Below are 22,152 nucleotides of genomic sequence, written 5' to 3'. Positions count from 1 at the left end.
CCAACGGTTTTGCCCGTTTTGGGCTCTATGTGGGCAATGTGTTGTATCTTCCTAAGGCGCTCTTTCACCAACCACCGTTCCGCATGAAACACCTGTTACTCCTGCTGGGGAGCTGCTGGCTGCTGGTCGTGGGCGCTGTGGCCGCACCGGGGCCGGTAACGGTGGTGCGCGATACGGCCGCCTGGAACTGGCTGTACCAAGACGCGCAGGTGCTGCCCGCCCCGGCCGGCCTGACGCTGGCCGAGGTGCAATCGGCGCGCTGGGCGGGGCAGTTTCGGGCGCTGCCCAAAGCCGACCTGCCCGCCACCGCCCAGGACCAGTGGATCCGTTGCGCCGTGCAGTCGGGTACCAAAGCAGGTACGCGCTGGCTGCTGCTGGTATCGACGGATTACCTCGACGGGCTGGAAGTGTACCTGCAGCGCCCCGGCGGCCCGTCCCGGCGGCACGTGCTGACCTCGACCGCGCCCTACGCGCAAACCCACGCGCTGCAGCTGCGGCAGTTCAACCTGCAGCTCGACCTGCGCCCCGGTGAACCACTGCTGCTCTATGCCCGACTGCCGGCCCGGCAACGGGCGTACTTTGCTGTCGTCGAGCAGGCGCACGTGCTGCAAACGGCGCGGGAAGGCGACCTGACGATGGGCCCGTACTTCGGCATCCTGCTGGCGCTGCTGGCCTACAACCTGCTGCTGTACTTCTCCGTCCGCGACAAAAGCTACCTGTACTACTCGCTGTACGTGGCCGCGTTTACGGCCGCGCAGCTCGACATGACCGGCTACTGGCGGCAGCTCTGGCCCAGCAACCTGAGCGGGGCAGGGCTGGATCTGCGGCAGAACTTCATCCTGGCCTGCACCATCTTTTTCGGCACCCTCACGGCCCGGGCTTTCCTGGAAACGCCGCGCCTGCTGCCCCGCTTCGACCGGCTGCTGCGCCTGACGCTGCTGCTGGCCTGGCTGCCCGTGCTCAGCTTCCTCACCCCCGACTCGCAGGCGGCCGCGTGGTGGCAGGCTGGCACGGCCCTGTGGACGAGCGTTGTATTGCTGACCGCCGGTACGCTGGCCTTGCGGGCCGGCTACCGCCCGGCGCGGTACTACATGGTGGGCTGGACGCTGCTGCTGGTGGCCGTGGTCAACTATTACCTGAGCCAGGTGGAACTGATTCCGCACTTCGGCTTCTGGTCGACGCACGGCGTGCACGTGGCTTCGGCGGTGGAAATGATTCTGCTGTCCTTGGGCTTGGCCGACCGCATCAACCTGGCCAAGAAGGATAAGCAACGGGCGCAGGAAGAAGTGTTGCGGGCGCTGCAGGCCAAAGAAGCCGCTCAGCGCGAAGCCCTGGCGGCCATGCAGGAAAAGCAGGTGGCCCAGACCCAGGCGCTGGAAGTGTCGCGCGAGAAGGAAGAGCTGCAGCAGCGCTCCAACCAGGAGCTGGCGGCGCGGGCGGCCGAGCTACAGCAGGCCTACCAGGAGCTGCAGGCCAGCATCCGCACCTCGCACCAATTACAGGAGCTGGACGAGCTGAAAACCAAGTTCTTCACCAACATTTCGCACGAGCTGCGCACCCCGCTCACGCTCATCATCAGTCCGCTGGAGCAGCTGCTGAGCGAAACCCGGCAGCGGCACGAGGAGGCCGCGCACCCCGAATACGCCCTGATGCTGCGCAATGCCCGGCGGCTGCTGCGCCTCATCAATCAGCTGCTCGACATTGCCCGCCTCGAAGCCGGGCAAACCCGCCTGGCCGCCGCGCCCGACGACCTCGTGCGGGCCGTACGCACCAACGTGCTGTCGTTTGAACCCCTGGCCGTGGGCAATGAGGTGCAACTACGCTTTGAAAGCCCGCTCGAGGCGCTGGAAGTGTATTTCGACGGCGAGCAGCTCGACAAAATTCTCTACAACCTGCTCGGCAACGCGCTCAAGTTCACCCCGGCCGGCGGGCAGGTGGTGGTCAGCGTGGAACGGCAGGCCGAGCGGGCGGTACTGCGGGTGCGCGACACCGGTCCGGGCATTCCGGCCGAACACCTGCCGCTGATTTTTGACCGGTTTCACCAGGTCGACGACTCGCGCACGCGCCGCCACGAGGGCTCGGGCATCGGCCTGGCGCTGGTGAAAGAGCTGGTGGCCCTGCACCACGGGCACATTCGGGTGTCGAGCGTGCCGGGGCAGGGCACCACGTTTGTGGTGGAGCTGCCGCTGGGCAAGGCGCACCTGCAGCCCGACGAGCTACGGCCCGCCACCGACGCCGCGGATTCTATCGAAGCGGAGCTGCTGACGTTCGAGTTGGACAAGACCACGGACAACTTACCAATTCCGGCAGCGCCGGCCGCCGATGCAGATGCCGACGACGCCCGGCCGCTGGTGCTGGTGGTGGAGGACAACCCCGAAATGCGCGCCTACATCCAGAGCTGCCTGACGGTTGAGTTCCGGGTGCTGACGGCCGACGACGGAGAGCAGGGCTTGGAGCGGGCCATTGCCACGGTGCCCGACCTCGTCGTGTCGGACCTGATGATGCCCCGCCTGGACGGGCTGGAGCTGTGCCGCCGCCTGCGTGCCGACGAGCGAACCAGCCACGTGCCCGTCATCCTGCTCACGGCCCGGGCCGGCGACGAAGCCCGCCTGACCAGCTTCGGCCTCGGCGCCGATGAGTACCTGACCAAGCCTTTCCGCCCCGAGGAGCTGCGGGTGCGCATGCACAACCTCATCCGCCAGCGGGAGCTGCTGCGTCAGCGCTTCAGCCGGGCCGTCACCCTGCAGCCCCGCGACATCAGCATCACCTCGGCCGATGAGGCTTTCCTCAACCGGGCGCTGGGCGTGGTGGAAGAACGCATGGCCGACGCCGACTTCAGCGTGGAGCAGTTTGCCGACCTGATGGCCCTGAGCCGGGTGCAGCTGCACCGTAAGCTCAAGGCCCTTACCGATCAGTCGACCTCGGAGTTTGTGCGCACCGTGCGGCTGCGGCGGGCGGCGGCGCTGCTGCTGGCTCAGGCCGGCAACGTGGCCGAAATAGCCGAGCAGGTTGGCTTCGGCAACCTCTCCTATTTCAGCAAATGTTTCCGGGAACAATACCAGCAAACGCCCTCCGAATACGCCGCCAAGGCCGAGGTTGAGCAATAAATCGTACTACTTAATCATGGTATAGCACGAGCCAATATACCGGCTCGTGCTATTTTTTTACCACTTAACACAAATAAAATACGCTGTATATCAACAATTTACAAGCCTTGACACATAGGTGTCAGGATTTGAAACATGCGTGTTAGCACTTCGCCAAGCTTCAATAGCACCTTTGGGAAGTCGAACGCCAACCAACCTTCGCCACATTAGCTGGCACATTGGTTTGTCGACGCCGGCAGCCCGCCCGGGCACCGGCTCCCACGCAGACTCATTCCCCGACACCTATGCTTGCTCTGAACCGAATCTTAGCGACTGACATCGTTTGGCAATTCAGCAACCGGCTGGGCAACTGGTTGGGTGACTTCGAGGAAGTCGGCATCTCCCCTGCTGCCTCCCGCGACACCTACGGTGCCGACTCGGCGCAGCTTGACCGGAAGGTGGCCATCATGTGCTACCTCTCGGTGTCGGGCTGGCTGACGGCTTACCGCTGCCCCCGCGAGCAGCGCGGCCCGCTCACCGCTTTTCACCTGCGGCAGATGACGCTGGTGACGGTGATATCGGCCGTGGTGGTGCTCATGCAGCTGCTGATGCTGCCCTTCCTAGGCTGGAGTAGCCTGGTGGTGGCGGGCGTTGGGCTGGGGCTGCTGCTGCTGCTGCGCATGATGGGCGTGATGTCCGCCATGAGCGGGCTCTATGAGCCGCTGCCGCTAATCGGCGGCCTGGCCCAGCGCCTGTTTGCCGACCAGTAAACTGCTCAGCCTCCACGCCAGCTGATCGGTACTGGCCCAACGGTTTTCGCCTTCTTCTGACGCCCCGCGTCGCAGTGCTTTCGAGCTGCGATGCGGGGCGTTTCTGCTTTGATCAATCCACTCATTATCAAATAAATACATTATCGTCACATCATCATGCGATTGACGCCAGGGGATGGTAACCGGTAGCTTTGTCCCAGACGATTGGCCCTGCTGCCGCTCGCTGCCCTGGTCCTGTTCTTTTCACACCGTTCCCCTAACACCATGAAAACATTCCGCCTCTCCATCCTGCTCGCCCTGTCGGCCTTCGCGACCATTTCGGCCTCGGCCCAAACGCGCTCCACGGCTTCGACGGCGACTCGCACCACGACAACCAAGCCCGCCAGCAGCACGACCGGTAAAACCACCGCCGCCAAACCCGCCAGCAGCACGGCCAAGCCCGCAACGACGGCCGCTAAACCCGCCGCCAAACCGGCTGCGGCTCCGGCAGTAGAAGAGGCCTCGGCACCCGCTCCGGCCAAAACCACGGCCGCCAAACCGGCAGCCAAGGCAACTGCTACTGGTGGCCACGATTTCGGCGTGGGCAGTACGGCCGCCAACCTGGGCGTAGGCTTCGGCCTGGGCTACGGCTACGGCCTGTTCAGCGGCGTGCACGCTACGCCGGCCCTGAGCCTGTCGGTGGAGCGCGGTATTATCGATAACGTGGGCCCGGGCATTATCGGCGTTGGCGGCATTGTCGGCTACAAAAGCTACGGCTGGAACTCGGGCGGCTTCAAAGCCTCTTGGAAGAACTACATCGTGGCGGCCCGCGGCACCTACCACTATAATATCCTGGAAAACCCCAAGCTGGACACCTACGCCGGCCTGAGTCTGGGGGTCCGCATTGAGTCGTACTCGACCAACTACGATATCTACGGTAACAACTACGGTGGCGTGGCCCTGATGTCGGGCATCTTCATCGGCGGGCGCTATATGCTGACAGACAATCTGGGCGCCTTCGGGGAGCTGGGCTATGATATGTCCTACCTCAAGCTCGGCCTGACGGCCAGGTTCTAAGCCCGCGCCTACCCTCCTCCTCCGCCCTCCGCTCCCGCCCGCCCGTCATGACTGCTCCGCGCCTGCTCGCCTGCTGCCTGCTGCCGCTCCTACTGGGTGCCTGTAGCCACATGCAAAACGCCAGCGAGCCGCCGGTGCCCATACTCAGCGACGCAGAGGCTGCAGTGCCGACGGGGCAACACCAGCCGGTGAGACTTGCGGCGAGTCAGCCCCTGCGCAGCGACACCATTTCACTGCACTATGAAACGCTGCAACGGTTTCTGCCCGAGCACGTGGCGGGGTTCGTGCGCGAGGGCAGCCCGCAGGGCGAATCAGTGCAGTTGGGCGGCATCAGCTACTCCACCTGCGAGCAGCACTACCGCAAGGGCAACCAGCGGCTGAAGGTGCAGCTGGTGGACTACAACGGTGCCCAGGCCCTCTACGCCGGCGCCACCGCCCTGATGAGCACCGACATCTGGCAGGAAAGCGACGAGCAGCTCATGCGCGGCTGCGACCTAGGCCTGCCCGGCGTGCGCGGCTACGAAACCGTGCAGAAGCTGGAGCGCCGCGCCGCCGTGGCCCTGGGCGTCGGCGACCGGTTCTTCGTTTCCGTCGAATCGACCGGGCAGGAAGATACGCGCCTGGTCAAGGCCGTGGCCCGCACCCTGGATTTGCGCGGCCTAGCCGCGCTGTAAGCTCTTTTACCCCTTCCCCGTTCCCGCTATGAAACTTCTCTTCATCCTCAGCGGCCTGCTCCTGAGCCTGCTGCCGCTGACCACGCAAGCCCAGTTTGGCATCCTTACCGGCGCCGTCGACCGGGCCGTGAACCGCGCGGCCGAGCGCGAAATCAACAAAGCCGTGGAGCGCAAGCTCACCGAGAAAACCGGTGAATACTACGCCCAGCTCATGGACAACGGCCGCGTGGTGTCGCACAGCATTGCTTTTGAAGAGGGCTCGGCCACGCTGCTGGCCGATTCGCAGCCCTTCGTGAAGGGCATGGCCGACATGCTGCGCCGCAACCCCGACGTGCGCCTGCGCATCGAAGCGCACACGCTGCTGGCCGGCGAGGCGGCCAACCAGCGCCTCTCGCAGCGCCGCGCCGACGCGGTGCGCGCCGCCCTCATCGGCCTTGGCATCGACGGCACCCGGCTGTCGGCCAAGGGCCTGGGCAGCACCCAGCCGCTCTACTCCGAGCCCGACGACGAGTACGCGCCGCTCAACCAGCGCCTGGAATTCGTCAAGCTCTAAGCCGCCCGCTCTGCCATGACTCACCTGCTCCTGCGGCGCGGCGCTGGCTTGTTGCTGGCGGCGCTGCTGGGCTGGGTACTCAGCCTCGGCTGAACCCGGCCTTTCCCGAAGCAGCATTTCCTTATTCCTCTCTCCGGTCTTTCTTCAGTGCTCAGAGGCGAACGGTGGCTCTGACCCGACATCTGAAGAAGCAAAAAGCCCCGAAGCTTTGCGTCGGGGCTTTTTCTTTGTCTATCTGGCGGAGCCTTACAGGCCCAGGAAATGCCGCTTGGGCTTCTTGTGCTTCAGGGGCTTGCCGGGCGGATCGATGCCGGGCGCGGGGCGCGATTCGCCGCGCTTCTGCATGGCCGTGTTGCGCGCATCGCCGCGGAACTTGCGCACCGTGAAGCCGCCCGACGACCGGTCGTACTGCCGGGCCGTGCCGCTGCTGCTGCCGAGGCTGGTGCTCAGGCCGGCGCGGGCGTCGAGCACTTCCATCTGCTGGTCGCGCTTCACCTCGTCGGGGTTCATGCTCATGCGCTGCTGCATGCGGGCCAGTTCTTCGGCCGAGGGCTGCTTGCGCTTCTTGGTCGTGGCTTCGCGGCGCGGCTTTTGGCCACCGGTGAAGGGCGTTGCGGGGCCCGGCTGGGTTTGAGCCTGAGCCGCGGCAGTCGTCAGCAGCCCGCCGACCAGCAGGGCCGCAGCGGCAACGTAGTTCTTCATGCGCATGGAAATAAGGTGAACGTCGGCAGCCAGGTTGGGTGGTAGCTACGCCGACGCAACGGGTGGAGGGAAAAGTTAGTTCAAGCTGCCGCCGTTTACTGCGCGGCTCGTCCCAAGGTTACTGAAAATAATTTATTCCTACAATGCGCAGACCTACAATAACTTCTTGGCATCACATTAAAGTGTTACCCCAACCGTAATATCCATTCAAGCAGTGCGGCCGGCCCGGCGCTGCCTTGGTAGGCAAGCCGAACCGGCCGCGGCCGTTGTTGCGGGTAAGAGCGTCGAAAAACGCGGATTCAGGGATTAGGCGCGGTTGCGCAGCGCGTCGCGGATTTCCATCAGCAGCACCTGCTCTTTGGAGGGAGCGGGCTCGGAGACGACGGCCACCGGCGCGGGCTTTTTGAAGCGGTTGGCCAGCTTCACCACCCAGAAAATCACGAAGGCAATGACCAGGAAGTAAATGATGGCGTTGATGAAGTTGCCGTAGTTCAGCGTGGCTGCTTTCGCGTCCTGCGCCGCCTTGAGCGTCTCGTAATGGTTTCCATCCAGGGCGAAGAACTTCTCCTTGAAGTCGATGCCGCGGGTGAACAAGCTCAGAATCGGCATGATGATGTCGTCGGTCAGCGAAGCGACGATTTTGCCGAACGAGGCGCCGATGATAACGCCGACGGCCAGGTCGAGCACATTGCCTTTGGAGATGAACTCCTTGAATTCGGAAACAAAGCCCATGGTGACTGGTGTGATTGAGGTGAAAAAAGGAGGTTTCGGGTGGAATATAGGAAGTCTTATATCAGAAACAAGCTTCCTGACTTCCAGCGGCCCACCTGGCCTTGACGGGTGCAAATATGCCGGACGCTATATTCAGGAGCGCCGGACTTCGCCCAACCCGGCCCCATACCCGGCGGAAAGGCCCGCTGCCTCGCCGAAAGGCCCCAAACCTCGGCAGCGCATTGTGGCTATCTTTGCCCACTCCGCAACCTCCGAGCTAACCCTGCCCATGCTTCCCGTACTGGAAAATCTGGCCCTCGACCTAGCCGACAACGGCATCCTGGTCATCACCCTGAACCGCCCCAGCAAGCTCAACGCCCTGAACGCGGCCACCATCGACGAAATCGGCCGGGCCGTGCAGACGGCGCTGGACAACCCGCAGGTGCGCGGCATCATCCTGACCGGCGCGGGCGACAAAGCCTTCGTGGCCGGCGCCGACATTGCCGAGCTGGCCGCCCTCGATGAGCTGCAGGCCCGCCGCGCCGCCGAGCGCGGGCAGGAGGTGTTCTGCATGATCGAAGAAAGCACCAAGCCGGTCATTGCGGCCGTCAACGGCTTTGCCCTGGGCGGTGGCTGCGAGCTGGCCATGGCCTGTCACTTCCGCGTGGCCTCCGACAACGCCCGCTTCGGCCAGCCCGAGGTGAACCTGGGCCTGATTCCGGGCTACGGCGGCACCCAGCGCCTGACCCGGCTCATCGGCAAGGGAAAGGCTCTGGAGCTGATGATGACCGCCGACATCATCAAAGCCGACGAAGCCCTGCGCCTGGGCCTGGTGAATCACGTGGTGCCGCAGGCCGAGCTGCTCGGCTTCTGCCAGCAGCTGCTGGGCCGCATCCTCACCAAAGCGCCGCTGGCCGTGGGCCTGGTTATCGACAGCGTCAACGCCTATTTCGACAAGGAGCGCCACGGCTACCAGACGGAAGCCAACGCCTTCGCCCGCTGCTTCGCCTCCGACGACTTCCGCGAGGGCACGCAGGCCTTCCTGGAGAAGCGCCCGGCCACGTTTACGGGCAAGTAATTTTCGATTTAGAACGTCATGTCGAGCGAAGTCGAGACATCTCGCGTGCTGACTGCTGCAAGTAATTCTCTCGTTGAACGATTGAATTGCTATCGGACATCAGCACGCAAGATGCCTCGACTTCGCTCGACATGACGGCCTACCTTACGCTCCTTTTCCACCTGACTTGATCGAATGAGCATTGCCAAACGTCTGGCTTCCCAGACCGTCGTGTACGGCGTGAGCAGCATCGTGGGGCGGGTGCTCAACTTCCTGCTGACGCCGCTGTACACCGGGCGCTTCGAGGCCGCCGCCTTCGGCATCATCACCGGGCTGTACGCCTACGTGTCGTTTCTGAACGTGCTGTTCACCTACGGCATGGAAACGGCCTACCTGCGCTTCGCCAACCGGCCCGGCACCGACCGGCAGGAGCTCTACAACCGCGTGCTCACCCTGCTCATTATCAGCAGCGTGGGGCTGACGGCCTTGCTGGCCCTGCTGGCGCCCACGCTCATGAGCCTGCTCAGCATCCCGCCCGGCCACGAGCGGTACGCCGTCTGGATTGCGCTGATTCTGGGGCTCGACGCCATTGCGGCCATTCCGTTTGCGCGGCTGCGGCTGGAAAACAAGGCCGTCAAGTTTGCCGCCATCCGCATGGCCAACATCCTGCTGACCGTCGGGCTGAACCTGTTTTTCATCGTCTTCTGCCCCGATGTGCTGGCCGGCAAGTACCTCCCGGGCCTGCAGCCGCTGGTTGAGCGCGTGTACGACCCGAGCATCGGCGTGGGCTACGTATTCCTCTCCAACCTGGCCGCCAGCGCTTTTACCCTGCTGCTGCTGGGCCGGGAGCTGCTGGATTTCCGCCCCCGTCTCGATGCCAGCTACCTCGGCCCGCTGTGGCGCTACGCCTACCCGATTATGCTGATGGGCCTGGCCGGCATGGTCAACGAGACGCTGGACCGCATTCTGCTGCCGCGCTGGCTGCCCGAGGGCTTCTACCCCGGCCGCGACAGTCTGGCGGCGGTGGGCATCTACGGGGCCTGCTACAAGCTTAGCATTTTGATGAGCTTGGTCATTCAGGCCTTCCGCTACGCCGCCGAGCCGTTTTTCTTCGCCCAGAGCGAGGACAAAAACTCGCCCCGCACCTTCGCCCTGGTACTGAAGTGGTTCACCATCTGCTGCGCCCTGCTCTTCGTGGCCGTGAGCGTGAACGTGGACCTGATTGCGCCGCTGTTTCTGCGCAAGCCCGAGTACCTGGAAGGGCTGCCGGTGGTGCCGGTGCTGCTGCTGGCCAACCTGTTTCTGGGCGTCTACTACAACCTCTCGGTGTGGTTTAAGCTCACCGACAAAACCTACTTCGGCACCTACATCAGCTTCGGCGGGGCGGTGCTGACGGTGGCGCTGAACTTCCTGCTGATTCCGCTGCTGGGCTACATGGGCTCGGCCATTGCCACCCTGGCCTGCTACGCCACCATGGCCGCCATCTGCTGGGCCCTGGGCAACCACCATTTCCCCGTGCCCTACCCCGTGGGCCGCTTGCTGCTGTGGATAGCCGCCGCCGCGGCCGTGGTGGCCGGCAGCTGGGCCCTGCCCCCGCTGGGCGGCTGGACGGCCCACGCGGTACACATCCTTATCACCCTGGCTTTCGTGGCGGCGGTGTGGCTGGTGGAGCGCCCCGAGCGGGCCTTCCGCCGGCAGCCCAAAGCGGCCTAAGCTGTTTCCCCTCGTTTCCTCGACCATGCAAGTCGCCGTCATCAACCGCTCCCACCACCCGCTGCCCGCCTACCAGACCGAGCACGCCGCCGGCCTCGATGTGCGCGCCAACCTCGCGGAGCCCGTCACCCTCGGCCCGCTGGAGCGCGCCCTGATTCCAACGGGCCTGTTCTTGGAGATTCCGGCCGGCTACGAAGCCCAGGTGCGCCCCCGCAGCGGCCTGGCCTACAAGCACGGCATCGGCCTGGTCAACAGCCCCGGCACCATCGACGCCGACTACCGCGGCGAGGTGAAAGTGCTGCTGGTAAATCTCAGCAACGAGCCCTTCGTGGTGCAGGACGGGGAGCGGATTGCCCAGCTCGTCTTTGCCCGGCATGAAACGATTCAGTGGCAGGAAGTAGCCGAACTGAGCGAAACCACTCGTGGCGCCGGCGGCTACGGCAGCACTGGCACGCGGTAAGGTCAGCTGGAGCAGGTGAGTGCAGGAAGTTGGTCACCGGGTTTAGTCGTAACTCTGCCCGGGCAGAAGCCGACCGCGTCTTTCCGGCCTTCTGGCTCTCGTGCAAAAAAATCTGCGAAATCAGTAAAATCGGTTAACTCTGCGCCTCAACTTTGCGCGGCACTGATGGCCGAGCTTACGTAAACGCCCCAGAAAACCTTTCCCAATTCACCCTTCTATGAAAATCATCGTCCCGATGGCCGGCATGGGCAAGCGCATGCGCCCGCACACGCTCACCGTTCCCAAGCCGCTGATTCCGATTGCCGGCAAGCCCATCGTGCAGCGCCTGGTCGAAGACATTGCCAAGGTCGTCGGCGAGCCGGTATCGGAAGTCGCCTTTATCGTCGGCCGGTTCGGCTCGGAAGTCGAGCAGAACTTGATCAAGATTGCCGAATCCGTCGGGGCCAAGGGCACCATTCATTACCAGGACGAGCCGCTGGGCACCGCCCACGCCATCCTCTGCGCCCAAAGCGCGCTGACCGGCCCGGTGGTAGTGGCCTTCGCCGACACCTTATTCAAAGCCGATTTCACCCTCGACACCTCCGCCGACGGCACCATCTGGGTGCAGCGCGTGGACGACCCACGTCCCTTCGGCGTGGTGAAGCTCAACGAGCAGGGCCAGATTACGGAGCTGATCGAAAAGCCCCAGGAATTCGTGTCGGACCTGGCCATCATCGGCATCTACTACTTCCGCGACGGCGACTACCTGAAGCGCGAGCTGCAGTACCTGCTCGACAACGACATCAAGGACAAGGGCGAGTACCAGCTCACCAACGCCCTGGAAAACATGAAGAACCAGGGCGCCAAGTTCATTCCCGGCCGCGTGACCGAGTGGCTGGACTGCGGCAACAAGGACGCCACCGTGTACACCAACCAGCGCTACCTGGAATACCTGCAGGAAGCCGGCGAGGACACCGTGGCCAAATCGGCCAAGCTGACCAACAGCATCATCGTGCCGCCGGTGTACATCGGCGAAAACGTGGTGCTCGAAAACAGCATCGTCGGCCCGCACGTGTCGGTGGGCGACGGCTCGGTGGTGAAGCACTCGGTGGTGGCCAACTCCATCATCCAGAAGTCGGCCACGGTGACCAACGCCAACGTCACGAACTCCATGATCGGCAGCCACGCCAGCTTCACCGGCACGCCCTCCGACCTGAGCGTGGGTGATTACAACGCCCTGAAACTGTAAGGCGCAAGGGGTGGTTTCAGGGTTATGCCGTATCTTTTCTCACGATGCGGCGGCACCCTGATGCCACCCTTTTCCTTGCTGCCGCGTCTTGTCCGTATGATTCGTTCCGCTTCTACCCTCTTGCTCGCGTTGGGCCTGCTGGTGGCCGGGCCCGTGTGGGCTCAGCAACAGCCCGCCACGCCCGGCAAACCCGCCGCGGCTGACAAGCCGCGCAAGCTGACGCGCAAGGAGCGAAAGGAAATGCAGCGCCAGGCCGCCCTGGAAGCCGCCAAGGCCCAGCAGCAAAGCCAGATAACCGAAAAAGACCGGGAGCTGAGCGCCGCCTACTTCGTCGACGGGGTGAAGTTCATGCTGCTGGAGGATTACCCCAAGGCCCTGGAGCGCCTGCTCAAGGCTTACCAGCTTGACGCGAACAACGCGGCCATCAACTACAAGATTGCCGAAGCCAACCTGCTCATCGGCAACCTCAAGGACGCGGGCAACTTCGCCCAGGCCGCCGTGCGACTCGACGGCAAAAACGCCTACTACTACCTGATTCTGGCCCAGATTCACGCTTCGCAGAAGCAGTTTACCGAGGCCGCCCAGGTGTATACCAAGCTGATTCAGGACGTTCCGGACTCCAAATCCTACCTCTTCAACCTGGCCGAGTTATACCTGGCCCAGGGCAAGCTCACCGACGCGCTGACCGCCTTTGAGCAGGCCGAGAAGGAGTTTGGGCCCATGGACGAGGTGTCGTTCAAGAAGCAGCAGATTTACCTGAAGCAGAACAACCTCGACAAGGCTCTGCAGGAGGGCGAGGCGCTGATTACGGCCAACCCCGACGAGGTGCGCTACGTGCTGGCCCAGGCCGAAATGTACGCGGCCAACAACCGCTTGCCCGACGCCATCCGCGTGGCCCAGCAGGCCCTGCGCAAGGAGCCCGAAAACCCGCAGGCCCACATGATCCTGGCCGATGCCTACCGGCAGCAGGGTAATGCCACGGAGTCGGAAAAGCAAATCAAGCAGGCCTTTGAGAGCCCCGAGCTGAGCATCGACCAGAAGGTGCGCATCCTCGTGGACTACCTCAAGCAGCTGCCCAACCCGGCCATTCAGCAAACCGCGCTGGAGTTGGCGGATATTACCACCAAGGTACACCCGCGCGAAGCCAAGGCCTTTTCGGTGGCCGGCGACGTGCAGCTGCTGGCCGAGCAGAAGCCCAAGGCCCGCACGAGCTACCTGCAGGCTCTGCGCCTCGACAACTCGCACTACAAGATCTGGCAGCAGGTGGTGCTCATCGACGCGGAGCTGGCCCAATCGGACTCGCTGCTGAAGCATACCAACCAGGCGCTGGAGCTGTTTCCGAATCAGGCCGTGTTCTGGTTCTACAACGGCGTGGGCCACACCTTCGCCAAGCAGCCGACCAAGGCCGTGCGCGCCTTCGAGCAGGGCAAAAAGCTGGCCACCGACAACCCGGAGCTGGCCGCGCAATTTGACACCCAGCTGGGCGACGCTTACAACGAGCTGAAGGAGTACGATAAGTCGGACGCGGCCTACGAGGCGGCGCTGACCTTCGACGCGAATAATGCGCAGGCGCTGAACAATTACAGCTATTACCTGTCGTTACGTGGCAAGAATTTGCCCAAGGCCAAGGACATGGCCGCCAAGCTCGTCAAGCTGTTTCCGGACAACGGCACCTACCTCGATACCTACGGCTGGGTGCTCTACCAACTAAAAGATTACTCGAACGCCCGCCAGTACCTCGAAAAAGCCGTACGTACTTCCCGGGATGGCACCGTGCTGGAGCACTACGGCGACGTATTGTACCAATTGGGCGATGCGGCGGCGGCCGTGGAGCACTGGCAGCAGGCCAAAAAGGCCGGCGGCACCTCCGCGCTTATCGACCGCAAAATCAAAGACCGAAAACTGTATGAATAGACGCTGGCCGCTGCTGCTGGTGCTTATCGGCAGCCTGAGCCTGGGCGCCTGTCACCGCCGCGCCGTTCCCACCAAAACCACCAAGCCGACGCGCCCGCCGGCGCCGGAAGTGCGCGCCCGCAACCTCGATTTCCGCTACCTCTCGGCCAAAGGAAAGGCCCAGATTGACGCCAACGGCGAGAAGTACTCGGTCAACCTGAACGTGCGCATGCGCAAGGACAGCATCATCTGGCTGCAGGCTTCGGTGCTGGGGCTGGGGGTGCGCGCCCGCATCACGCCCGATTCGGTGCAGGTGGTCAACATGCTGGAGAAAACCTACTACGCCGGCAACTTCGACTACCTGCGGCGGCAGTTCAACGTGCCGGTATCCTTCGCACAGCTGCAGGCCATGCTCATCGGCGACTACGTGCCCGCTATGGCCGACACGGCCCTGACGGTGACGGCCGATGGCCCCATGCAGCGCGTGCAGTACCGGCAGACGGGCATTCTGGTGGAGCAGCTGATTGAGCTGAGCCGCGCCCGTTTGCAGAAGCTGAACGTATCGGACCCCGCGTCGCAGAGCACGCTGACGGTGACTTACGCCGATTTTCAACCCATTCAGCCGGGCGAGCAGCAGTTTGCCCACGGCATCCTGGTGCAGGCGCAGCAGCCGGGCCGGCAGCCCGCCACCGTGACTATCAACTACCGCAACGTAGATTTGGACAAGGAACAACTCTCGTTCCCCTTCTCCGTGCCGGCCGAGTATGGGCGTAACAAACGCAAGTAGATTCACCACGCCCCCTTCCTGGCCGACCTGGCTGCTGGCGGCCGCCCTGTTGCTGGCCCTGACGTCTGCGCCCGCCCAGCAGCGGCGTCGCAGCACCGGCAAACCGGCCAAAGAAACGCCCAAAACCAAGGCCCAACTGGAGCGGGAGCGGCGCAACAACCTGCGTCGCATCAAGGAAGCCAGCAAAATCCTGGAGCAGACCCAGCAGAAAAAACAAAGCTCCCTGGGCCAGCTCAACGCCCTGAAGGAGAAGATTACGGTGCAGCAGCAGGTCATCAAGTCGACCTCCTCGCAGCTGCGCTACATCGAAACCGGCGTCAAGAAAACCGCTACCGACGTGCAGCTCACCCAGGCCGAGCTGGCGCGCCTGAAGGCCGAGTACGCCCGCCTGATTTACGCCGCCTCGAAGTCGACCAACGCCTACAACCGGGTGATGTTCCTCTTCGCGGCCGAGTCGTTCAACGAGTTTATGCTGCGCCTGCGCTACGTACGGCAGTACTCCGAAGTGCGCCGCCAGCAGGTCAGCAGCATTTTGCGCACCCAGGAGCAGCTGCACCAGCAGCTCACCACGCTCACCGAGCAGAAGCAGGAGAAAAGCAGCCTGCTGACCACCCAGGTCAGCGAGAGCCGCAACCTGGTGACCATGCGCACCCAGCAGGACCAGGTGGTGCAACAGCTCAGCCAGCAGGAGCAGCAGCTGCAGAAGGAGCTGGCCGAGCGTCAGCAGGCCGTGCGCCAGCTCGATAACCTGATTGCCCAGCGCGTGCGCGAGGAAATTGCCCGTGCCGCCCGGGTGGCCGCGGCCAAGGCCGCTGCCAAAGCCGCCGCCGCCAAAGCCGCCGCCAAAGCCGCCGCCGAACGGGCCGAGCGCGCCGAGCGCAACAACGCCACGGCCGCCGAACAGGCCACCGCCAAGCGCGAAGCCACCGAAACAGCCGAAGCGGCCGAAGTAGCCGTAGCGGCCGAAGAAGCCAGCACCCACGTCGACCGGGTGGTGCTGACGCCCGAAACAGCGGAGCTGTCGTCGTCGTTCGCCGAAAACCGCGGCCGGCTGCTGTGGCCGGTGGCGCGGGGCTTCGTCAGCCAGCGCTTCGGCCGCCACCCCCACCCCGTGCTCAAGCACGTGACGGTGGACAACCGCGGCGTCGACATTCAGACCACGGCCGGGGAGCCCGCTCGCGCCATCTTCGACGGCAAGGTGCTGACCGTGGCCAACATTGCCGGCATGAACAACGTGGTGATGGTGCAGCACGGCGAGTATTTCACCGTGTACGCCAAGCTGCGCACCGTGAGCGTGAGCGAGGGGCAGACGGTGAAGATGCGCCAGCCCATCGGCACGGTGTATACCAACCCGGAGGGCACCACGGAGCTGCAGTTTCAGGTGTGGCGCAACAGCACCAACCTCAACCCGGAGCAGTGGCTGGGCCGCAAATAGCTGTTGCTACACGGGAACTGCCAATTTCGGACCGGCCGGAAATAAAAAAACACCGTACAGCGTACGGTGCCTTTCTGAGCTATGAAAACAAACTTAGCTATCAGTTAATCCCTCCTTGGCAGGGCCTAAGCCCAAGCGCCAACGGATTAATCCCCCGATAACAAGCGAAAGATACGAAGTCAATCGGTTTTTGGTCGTTCGGTTTTCGTCCAAATCCGAGATTTTGTCGACCAAAGCCGCCAATTGCTATCTGAGCGCAGCCCGGCGGTGGGCCGAACTACACCAGATTCAGCCGGCTCATCAGGTCGGCCTTGTAGGAATTGCCGATGGGCACCGACGAGGCCCGGCCGCCGTCCACGATAAGCGAGTCGCCGTCGATGGCCACGATGCTGCTGATGCGCACGATGTACTTGCGGTGCACGCGCACGAAGTCGCGGGCGGGCAGGCGGGTGAGCATGTCCTTCATGGTGGTGTACACCGTGTACCGTTCGCTGGCCGTGTGAATGTTGACGTAGTCGCCGAGGGCTTCGAGGTAGGAAATTTCGGCCGTATCGAGGCGGATCAGCTTGTGGTCCTGCTTGACGAAAATCTCGCTGCGCCCGGCCGAGTACAGCGAGTTGGCGGCGCTGTTGGCCATGCGCAGCAGCCCCTCCAGCTTGGCCTTCTCCTGCTCCAACTGCATGCGCGCCCGGCGCAGCTCCAGGTGCGACACCACTTCGCGGGCCAGGGTGCGCAGGGCGTCGCGCTGGGCGTCGTTGAGGCGGTGCGGCTTGGTATCGAGGGCGCACATGGTGCCCAGCGGGTAGCCCTCGGGCGACATCAGCGGCGCGCCCACGTAGTATCGGATGTTGGGGGCATTGGCCACCAGCGGCGTGTGGCTGAACAGCGGGTCCAGCGTCGCGTCTTCCACTTCCAGAATATCCCGGTTGAACAGCGCGTGGTGGCAGAACACGTCTTCGCGGGGCAGGTTCTGCACGCCCGGCACACCCACCTGCGCCTTGGTAAACACCCGCTCGGCATCGATCAGGTTGACCATGGAAATCGGGGTGTTGCAGATAAAGGCCCCCAAGCGGGCCAGGCCGTCGAAGGCTTCCTCCGTGGGCGTATCCAGAATCTGATACGCCCGCAGGTGTTCCAGCCGCTCTTCCTCGACTTTGGCCGGGGTTGCCGCCGCGGGTTGGGGCGGGGGGTACATCGCACGTAGAGTCATTGCCGCAGAGCTTGGTCGCAAAAATCGATGGAGGTAGATAATCCGACTGGTACCGGTATACCGAGTCGTGCTCCAAAGTACGGAGCCTAAAACTTATCGAATAAGTTCGGGCCGGTCAACACTACGCAGAACCCGTCCAACGTGGCTGAATCGTCGCCGAATAATGAATTGGCCTGCGGGGGAACCTCTACCGCCCGGTTCTGTTTGGAAATTATCGGGTACCTTTACCATCCCTACGGCGGGCGGGCCCGTATCTCCTGCTGTAGATTAACACCCACTGCGGACTCCCATGCTCAACTCGCTTTTCCTGATCGGTAATTTTGGCACGACCGAAATTCTGCTGATCGTCTTCATCGTCATTCTGCTGTTCGGCGCCAAGCGCATTCCGGAGCTGTTCAAGGGCCTGGGCCAGGGCATGCGCGAGTTCAAGGACGCGTCGAAAGAAGACAAGCCCGAATACCGCGACCAGAACCCGAACTACCGCGACCCGCAGCCGCCCACCCGCTAAGCTTCGTTCGTCATGCACACGCCTTTTCTGCTTTTCCTGGAAGGCATTGGTGGCGGCGAGTTGGCCGTTATCGTGCTCTTCATCCTGGTGTTCTTCGGCGCCAACAAGATTCCGGAGCTGGCCCGGGGCCTCGGCAAGGGCATCCGCGAGTTCAAGGACGCCTCCCGCGAGATTCGCAGCGAGATTGAAAACGCCGGTCAGACGGGCTTTCAGCCCAACAACGGCTACCAGCAGCCCGCCGCCCCGCAACAGTCTTACCAGCCGGTACCTCCGGCCCCGGCAGCCTACCAGCCCACTGGCCTCGATCAGCCCACGGCCGATTACCAAGCCCCGACGGCGGCACCCGAGCAACCCACGGTGACGCCCGCCGGCCTGCCCCACGAATCGAATACTTCGGCGAAGTCGATTTAATTTCGAACTTTCGCAGCCTGCTTTTGACGGCCGCCGCGCACCCCGCGGCGGCCTAGCCTTTTCACCCCAATCCTGCCGCCCGCCGCGGACCGTTTGGCCCCTACGCATGAAACGCTTCAACTCCCTCACGGAAGTTCGCCACGAGCTGACCGCCGGTACCCTTACCTGCCGTCAGCTCGTTGAGTATTACCTGGATAACATCGAGAAAAAGAACGGCCAACTCAACGCTTTCCTGGAAGTGTGGGCCGACGAAGCCCGCCAGCAAGCCGAGGCCGTCGATGCGAAGCTGGCGGCAGGCACGGCCGGTAAGCTGGCCGGCATGGTCATCGGGCTGAAGGACGTGCTGGCCTACAAAGACCACGCGCTACAGTCCAGCTCGCACATTCTTGACGGTTTCAAGTCGCTGTTTACCGGCACAGCCGTGCAGCGCCTGCTCGACGAGGACGCCATCCTGATCGGGCGGCAGAACTGCGACGAGTTTGCCATGGGCGCTTCCAACGAAACGTCCTACTTCGGCCCGGCCCGCAACGAAATCGACCCGGACCGCGTGCCGGGCGGCTCTTCGGGCGGCTCGGCGGTGGCCGTGCAGGCCGATATGTGCCTGGCTTCCATCGGCTCCGATACGGGTGGCTCGGTGCGCCAGCCGGCGGCCTTCTGCGGCGTTGTCGGGCTGAAGCCCACGTACTCGCGGGTGTCGCGCTACGGGCTGATTGCCTACGCTTCGTCGTTCGACCAAGTGGGGCCGATTACCCGCTCGGTGGAGGACGCGGCGCTGCTGCTGGAGGTAATGGCCGGTCCCGACGAGTTCGACTCGACGGTGAGCCAGGAGCCGGTGCCCGCCTACTCGCAACTGCTGGAGCCCAAGGCGCACTACCGCGTGGGCTACATCCGCGACACGGTGGAGCACCCCGGCCTCGCGCCCGACATCAAGCAGGCCCTGGAATCGACCATTGAGCTGCTGCGCGGGCAGGGCCACGTGGTCGACGCGGTGGACTTCCCCTACCTCGACTACATCGTGCCCAGCTACTACATCCTGACTACGGCGGAGGCCAGCTCCAACCTGGGCCGCTACGACGGGGTGAAGTACGGCTACCGCGCCCCCGACGCGACGGACCTGGAGTCGCTCTACAAAAAGTCGCGCAGCCAGGGCTTCGGCCAGGAGGTGCAGCGGCGGATTATCCTGGGCACCTTCGTGCTGTCGGCCGACTACTACGACGCCTACTACACCAAGGCCCAGCGCGTGCGGCGCCTCATCAAGGAGCAGACCGACGAGCTGCTGCGCCAGTATGACTTCCTGATCCTGCCCACGGCGCCGACCACGGCTTTCCGCATCGGGGAGAACATGAAAGATCCGCTAGCTATGTATCTTGCTGATATCTTTACCGTTCAGGCCTCGTTGGCGGGCGTACCGGCCATTTCGGTGCCCGTCGGCCACGACGGCCAGGGCTTGCCCATTGGCTTGCAGGTGCTCAGCGGCGCGTTCCGCGAAGCCGACATGCTGGCCTTTGCCAAACACCTGACCGAAACCGTGGGGGCCTCCGTAGTAGCTCCCTAACGTGAAGTTGAACGCATGAAAAAGTCGCTCCGAGCCTCCGCCTTGTTTCTGCTGGCCGCCGCTTTCGTCCGCCCCGTGGCGGCCCAAACGCAGCTTCCACCCGTAACGATGCCGGAGGCCGGCATGAGCGACGACACCACGCGGGTGCGGCTGGAGTTGCAGCCCGACTCGCTGGTGGCCGAGCCGGTGCAGCTCGATTCGGTGCGGCTGGCCTGGCTGCAGGCCCCGCCCGAAGCCCGCGACCTGATCTGCGACCGGGTGGCCTGCTTCGACTCCGACGTGCCGCACGCTTTCAACTCGACGGTGCTGGCGCACATCAACTTTTTCACGCTGCGCAACCGCAACTACATGCAGCGGGTGCTGGAGCGCGAAAACCTGTACTTCCCGCTGTTTGAGAAGTACCTGACCAAGTACAACCTGCCGCCCGACCTGAAGTACCTGGCGGTGGTGGAGTCGGCGCTGATTCCGACGGCCAAGTCGCGGGTGGGCGCTACCGGCCTGTGGCAGTTTATGGGCCCCACGGCCAACGACCTGCGCCTGCGTCGCGACGAGTGGGTGGACGAGCGGATGGACCCCGAAAAGGCTACCGAAGCCGCCTGCAAGCACCTGCGCTACCTCTACGGCGTGTTTCACGACTGGGAGCTGGTGCTGGCGGCCTACAACTGGGGCGCGGGCAACATTCAGCGGGTGATGCGCAAATCGGGCAAGCGCAATTTCTGGGAAATGTACCCCTACATGCCCAAGGAGACGCGCAACTATGTGCCCAGCTTCACGGCCATCATGTACGCCATGAAGTACGCCGAGCAGCACAACCTGCACTCGGCCGAGCTGAAGTACCAGTACGCCCAGCCCATGGACACGCTGCAGCTCAACGGGCAGGCCTTCGACATGATGCGCCTGAGCCAGGCCGTGGGGCTGGACTCGACGGCCATTCTGCGCTTCAACCCCGAGCTGCGCCGCCCTTACCTGCCCGACGGCTACCGCGCTTACACCCTGCAGTTTCCGGCCGACCGCCGCGCCCTGCTGCAGTCGGTGGACCGCTCGGTGCTCTTCGGCTACTGCCGCCCGCAGGCCGCCCTGCCCACGCCGATGGAGCCGCTGCCACCCCGGCTGGAAGGCGTCGAGCCTTTCCCCTCGGCCCGGCAGCTAGCCGCCAGCAGCCGCCGCAAGCCCGCTGCCGCAACAGCGGATGCTCCGACGGATGAACCTCCGCGCACGCAGCGGAAGCTGCACAACGTGAAGCGCGGGCAGACCCTGGCCGAGCTGGCAGAGTGGTACGGCGTGTCGCAGACGCAGCTGCGGCGCTGGAACAACCTGCCCAAGGGCCGGGCGCTGAAGCCCAAGCAGCAAATCGTCGTGTTTTTGCCGGCCAAGAATGGCAGCGTTAATTCGGCTTCGACTCAGAATGTGGCCGTCCGCCCGACTGCCGCTCCAGCCGTGGCCGCCGCGCCGCGCACACCCACCGAAATGGGCGTGAAAGTGAGCAAGCTCGCGGTTAAGCCCACCGCCAAACCGGAAACGCCGGAACCGGAAGAAACGGCAGTAGCAGCGGCGCCAGTCGCCGCTCCGGTTGAGCGTCCGGCCGCCGAACCGCGCAAACCGACCCGCACCACACGACCGGTGGCTGCAGCGCCGACGAGGGAAAGCAGCGCCGACGCTGAATCGGTGGCTGCGCCGGAACCAACGGCTGCCGTATCCGCCGTGCAAACGCAGCAGGACGCGGCCACGGAGTACGTCATTCGCAAGGGCGACTACCTGACCAAGCTGGCGCGGGAGCGTGGCCTGTCGGTGGAACAGCTGGTGGCCTGGAACAACCTGAAGTCGCAGGTGGTGACGCCGGGGCAGAAGCTACGCCTCACGCCGCCAGCCGATGCGGAAGCTACGGGCAATGACGAATCGGAGAAACCGGCAGTTGTGGCTGCAACGCCGAAGCCAAGCTCCAAGCCCGGCAAAGTGCTTGCCCTACCCCTGCAGCAGCGCGTACACGTGGTGCAGCCCGGTGACACGCTCTACAACATTTCGCGCCGCTACCAGGGCCTGACGGTGGAGCAGCTGCGCAAGCTCAATCACCTGCAATCAGACGAGGTGAAGCCCGGCCAGAAGCTCATCGTGGCCAGCTAGTAGCCGCGTGGGCCGTACGCGCGCGCAGACGGTCTTATCTGTCCCGGCGAGGCCACTTTGGTTTTGGCTTGGCCTATCGGCGTACACGTCCCCGAGGGTCAGCCGCTGGGCCGGCTACGATTACCGGGAGCCCCGACTGGCCGAACCAGGTTACGGCCGGAGCTTTGATTCCGCTTAATTTCGCCCGAACTTGCCCAACGGCGCTGCCTTCAGCGGGCGGCG

Annotated in this window: 19 protein-coding genes; 16 read left to right on the top strand and 3 right to left on the bottom strand. The window is 63.9% G+C overall.

What is annotated here, in order from left to right:
• Window positions 1-83 precede the first annotated feature (83 nt).
• The 5 genes from FDY95_RS09835 (at window position 84) to FDY95_RS09815 (ending at window position 6,139) form a co-directional block, all read left to right on the top strand.
• The gene (locus FDY95_RS09835; protein WP_138077221.1) at window positions 84-3,107 is read left to right on the top strand and encodes a 7TM diverse intracellular signaling domain-containing protein; all 3,024 of its coding nucleotides are present in this window, start codon (window positions 84-86) and stop codon (window positions 3,105-3,107) included.
• A 284-nt stretch (window positions 3,108-3,391) separates the two neighbouring features.
• Window positions 3,392-3,856: a hypothetical protein gene (locus FDY95_RS09830; RefSeq protein WP_138077219.1), complete on the top strand. Its 465-nt coding sequence runs from the start codon at window positions 3,392-3,394 to the stop codon at window positions 3,854-3,856.
• Between the two features lie 264 nt (window positions 3,857-4,120).
• A complete protein-coding gene (locus FDY95_RS26285; RefSeq protein ID WP_171025578.1) occupies window positions 4,121-4,912 on the top strand; it encodes a hypothetical protein in 792 nt (263 codons plus the stop codon).
• Between the two features lie 47 nt (window positions 4,913-4,959).
• On the top strand, window positions 4,960-5,586 hold the full coding sequence (locus FDY95_RS09820; protein WP_138077217.1) for a hypothetical protein: 627 nt from the start codon (window positions 4,960-4,962) through the stop codon (window positions 5,584-5,586).
• A 28-nt stretch (window positions 5,587-5,614) separates the two neighbouring features.
• A complete protein-coding gene (locus tag FDY95_RS09815; RefSeq protein ID WP_138077216.1) occupies window positions 5,615-6,139 on the top strand; it encodes an OmpA family protein in 525 nt (174 codons plus the stop codon).
• A 246-nt stretch (window positions 6,140-6,385) separates the two neighbouring features.
• Here FDY95_RS09815 and FDY95_RS09810 read toward each other — a convergent pair whose 3' ends face one another.
• On the bottom strand, window positions 6,386-6,841 hold the full coding sequence (locus tag FDY95_RS09810) for a hypothetical protein (protein ID WP_138077214.1): 456 nt from the start codon (window positions 6,839-6,841) through the stop codon (window positions 6,386-6,388).
• Window positions 6,842-7,147: 306 nt separating this feature from the next.
• Complete coding sequence (mscL, locus tag FDY95_RS09805) at window positions 7,148-7,573, bottom strand: large conductance mechanosensitive channel protein MscL (protein WP_138077212.1); 426 nt, start codon at window positions 7,571-7,573, stop codon at window positions 7,148-7,150.
• Between the two features lie 268 nt (window positions 7,574-7,841).
• Between mscL and FDY95_RS09800 the strand changes: the two genes are divergently transcribed.
• The 7 genes from FDY95_RS09800 (at window position 7,842) to FDY95_RS09770 (ending at window position 16,125) form a co-directional block, all read left to right on the top strand.
• On the top strand, window positions 7,842-8,630 hold the full coding sequence (locus FDY95_RS09800; RefSeq protein ID WP_138077210.1) for an enoyl-CoA hydratase/isomerase family protein: 789 nt from the start codon (window positions 7,842-7,844) through the stop codon (window positions 8,628-8,630).
• Window positions 8,631-8,804: 174 nt separating this feature from the next.
• On the top strand, window positions 8,805-10,322 hold the full coding sequence (locus FDY95_RS09795) for a lipopolysaccharide biosynthesis protein (RefSeq protein WP_138077208.1): 1,518 nt from the start codon (window positions 8,805-8,807) through the stop codon (window positions 10,320-10,322).
• A gap of 25 nt (window positions 10,323-10,347) precedes the next feature.
• Window positions 10,348-10,782, top strand: coding sequence for a dUTP diphosphatase (gene dut, locus FDY95_RS09790; RefSeq protein ID WP_138077206.1), 435 nt, complete (start codon window positions 10,348-10,350; stop codon window positions 10,780-10,782).
• 217 nt (window positions 10,783-10,999) lie between these two features.
• Complete coding sequence (locus FDY95_RS09785; RefSeq protein WP_138077204.1) at window positions 11,000-12,010, top strand: sugar phosphate nucleotidyltransferase; 1,011 nt, start codon at window positions 11,000-11,002, stop codon at window positions 12,008-12,010.
• A gap of 96 nt (window positions 12,011-12,106) precedes the next feature.
• Window positions 12,107-13,924, top strand: a complete 1,818-nt coding sequence (locus tag FDY95_RS09780; protein WP_246073977.1) for a tetratricopeptide repeat protein — start codon at window positions 12,107-12,109, stop codon at window positions 13,922-13,924.
• Entirely contained in the window at window positions 13,917-14,690 is a 774-nt protein-coding gene (locus tag FDY95_RS09775) for a DUF4292 domain-containing protein (RefSeq protein ID WP_171025618.1), read from the top strand. Before FDY95_RS09780 ends, FDY95_RS09775 begins: the two co-directional genes overlap by 8 nt.
• A complete protein-coding gene (locus FDY95_RS09770) occupies window positions 14,668-16,125 on the top strand; it encodes a murein hydrolase activator EnvC family protein (protein ID WP_138077198.1) in 1,458 nt (485 codons plus the stop codon). The genes FDY95_RS09775 and FDY95_RS09770 overlap by 23 nt, the downstream gene beginning before the upstream one ends.
• A 277-nt stretch (window positions 16,126-16,402) precedes the next feature.
• On the opposite strand, the gene FDY95_RS09765 is transcribed toward FDY95_RS09770, so the two are convergent.
• Window positions 16,403-17,320: a GAF domain-containing DNA-binding protein gene (locus tag FDY95_RS09765; protein ID WP_171025617.1), complete on the bottom strand. Its 918-nt coding sequence runs from the start codon at window positions 17,318-17,320 to the stop codon at window positions 16,403-16,405.
• Between the two features lie 304 nt (window positions 17,321-17,624).
• Here FDY95_RS09765 and FDY95_RS09760 point away from each other — a divergent pair, with 304 nt between their 5' ends.
• From FDY95_RS09760 to FDY95_RS09745, 4 genes are all read left to right on the top strand, one after another.
• Entirely contained in the window at window positions 17,625-17,843 is a 219-nt protein-coding gene (locus FDY95_RS09760; RefSeq protein WP_171025616.1) for a Sec-independent protein translocase subunit TatA/TatB, read from the top strand.
• Between the two features lie 12 nt (window positions 17,844-17,855).
• Window positions 17,856-18,254 (top strand): Sec-independent protein translocase subunit TatA/TatB, encoded by a 399-nt coding sequence (locus FDY95_RS27070; RefSeq protein WP_138077194.1) that lies wholly within the window; start codon window positions 17,856-17,858, stop codon window positions 18,252-18,254.
• Window positions 18,255-18,360: 106 nt separating this feature from the next.
• A complete protein-coding gene (gene gatA, locus FDY95_RS09750; protein WP_138077192.1) occupies window positions 18,361-19,809 on the top strand; it encodes an Asp-tRNA(Asn)/Glu-tRNA(Gln) amidotransferase subunit GatA in 1,449 nt (482 codons plus the stop codon).
• A gap of 15 nt (window positions 19,810-19,824) precedes the next feature.
• Window positions 19,825-21,930: a lytic transglycosylase domain-containing protein gene (locus tag FDY95_RS09745; RefSeq protein ID WP_138077190.1), complete on the top strand. Its 2,106-nt coding sequence runs from the start codon at window positions 19,825-19,827 to the stop codon at window positions 21,928-21,930.
• Window positions 21,931-22,152: the final 222 nt, after the last annotated feature.

The sequence above is a fragment of the Hymenobacter jeollabukensis genome (assembly GCF_005771675.1).
GTDB lineage: Bacteria > Bacteroidota > Bacteroidia > Cytophagales > Hymenobacteraceae > Solirubrum > Solirubrum jeollabukense.
Note: the sequence above shows the minus strand (reverse complement) of the source record. Positions and strands in the feature narration are given on the sequence as shown.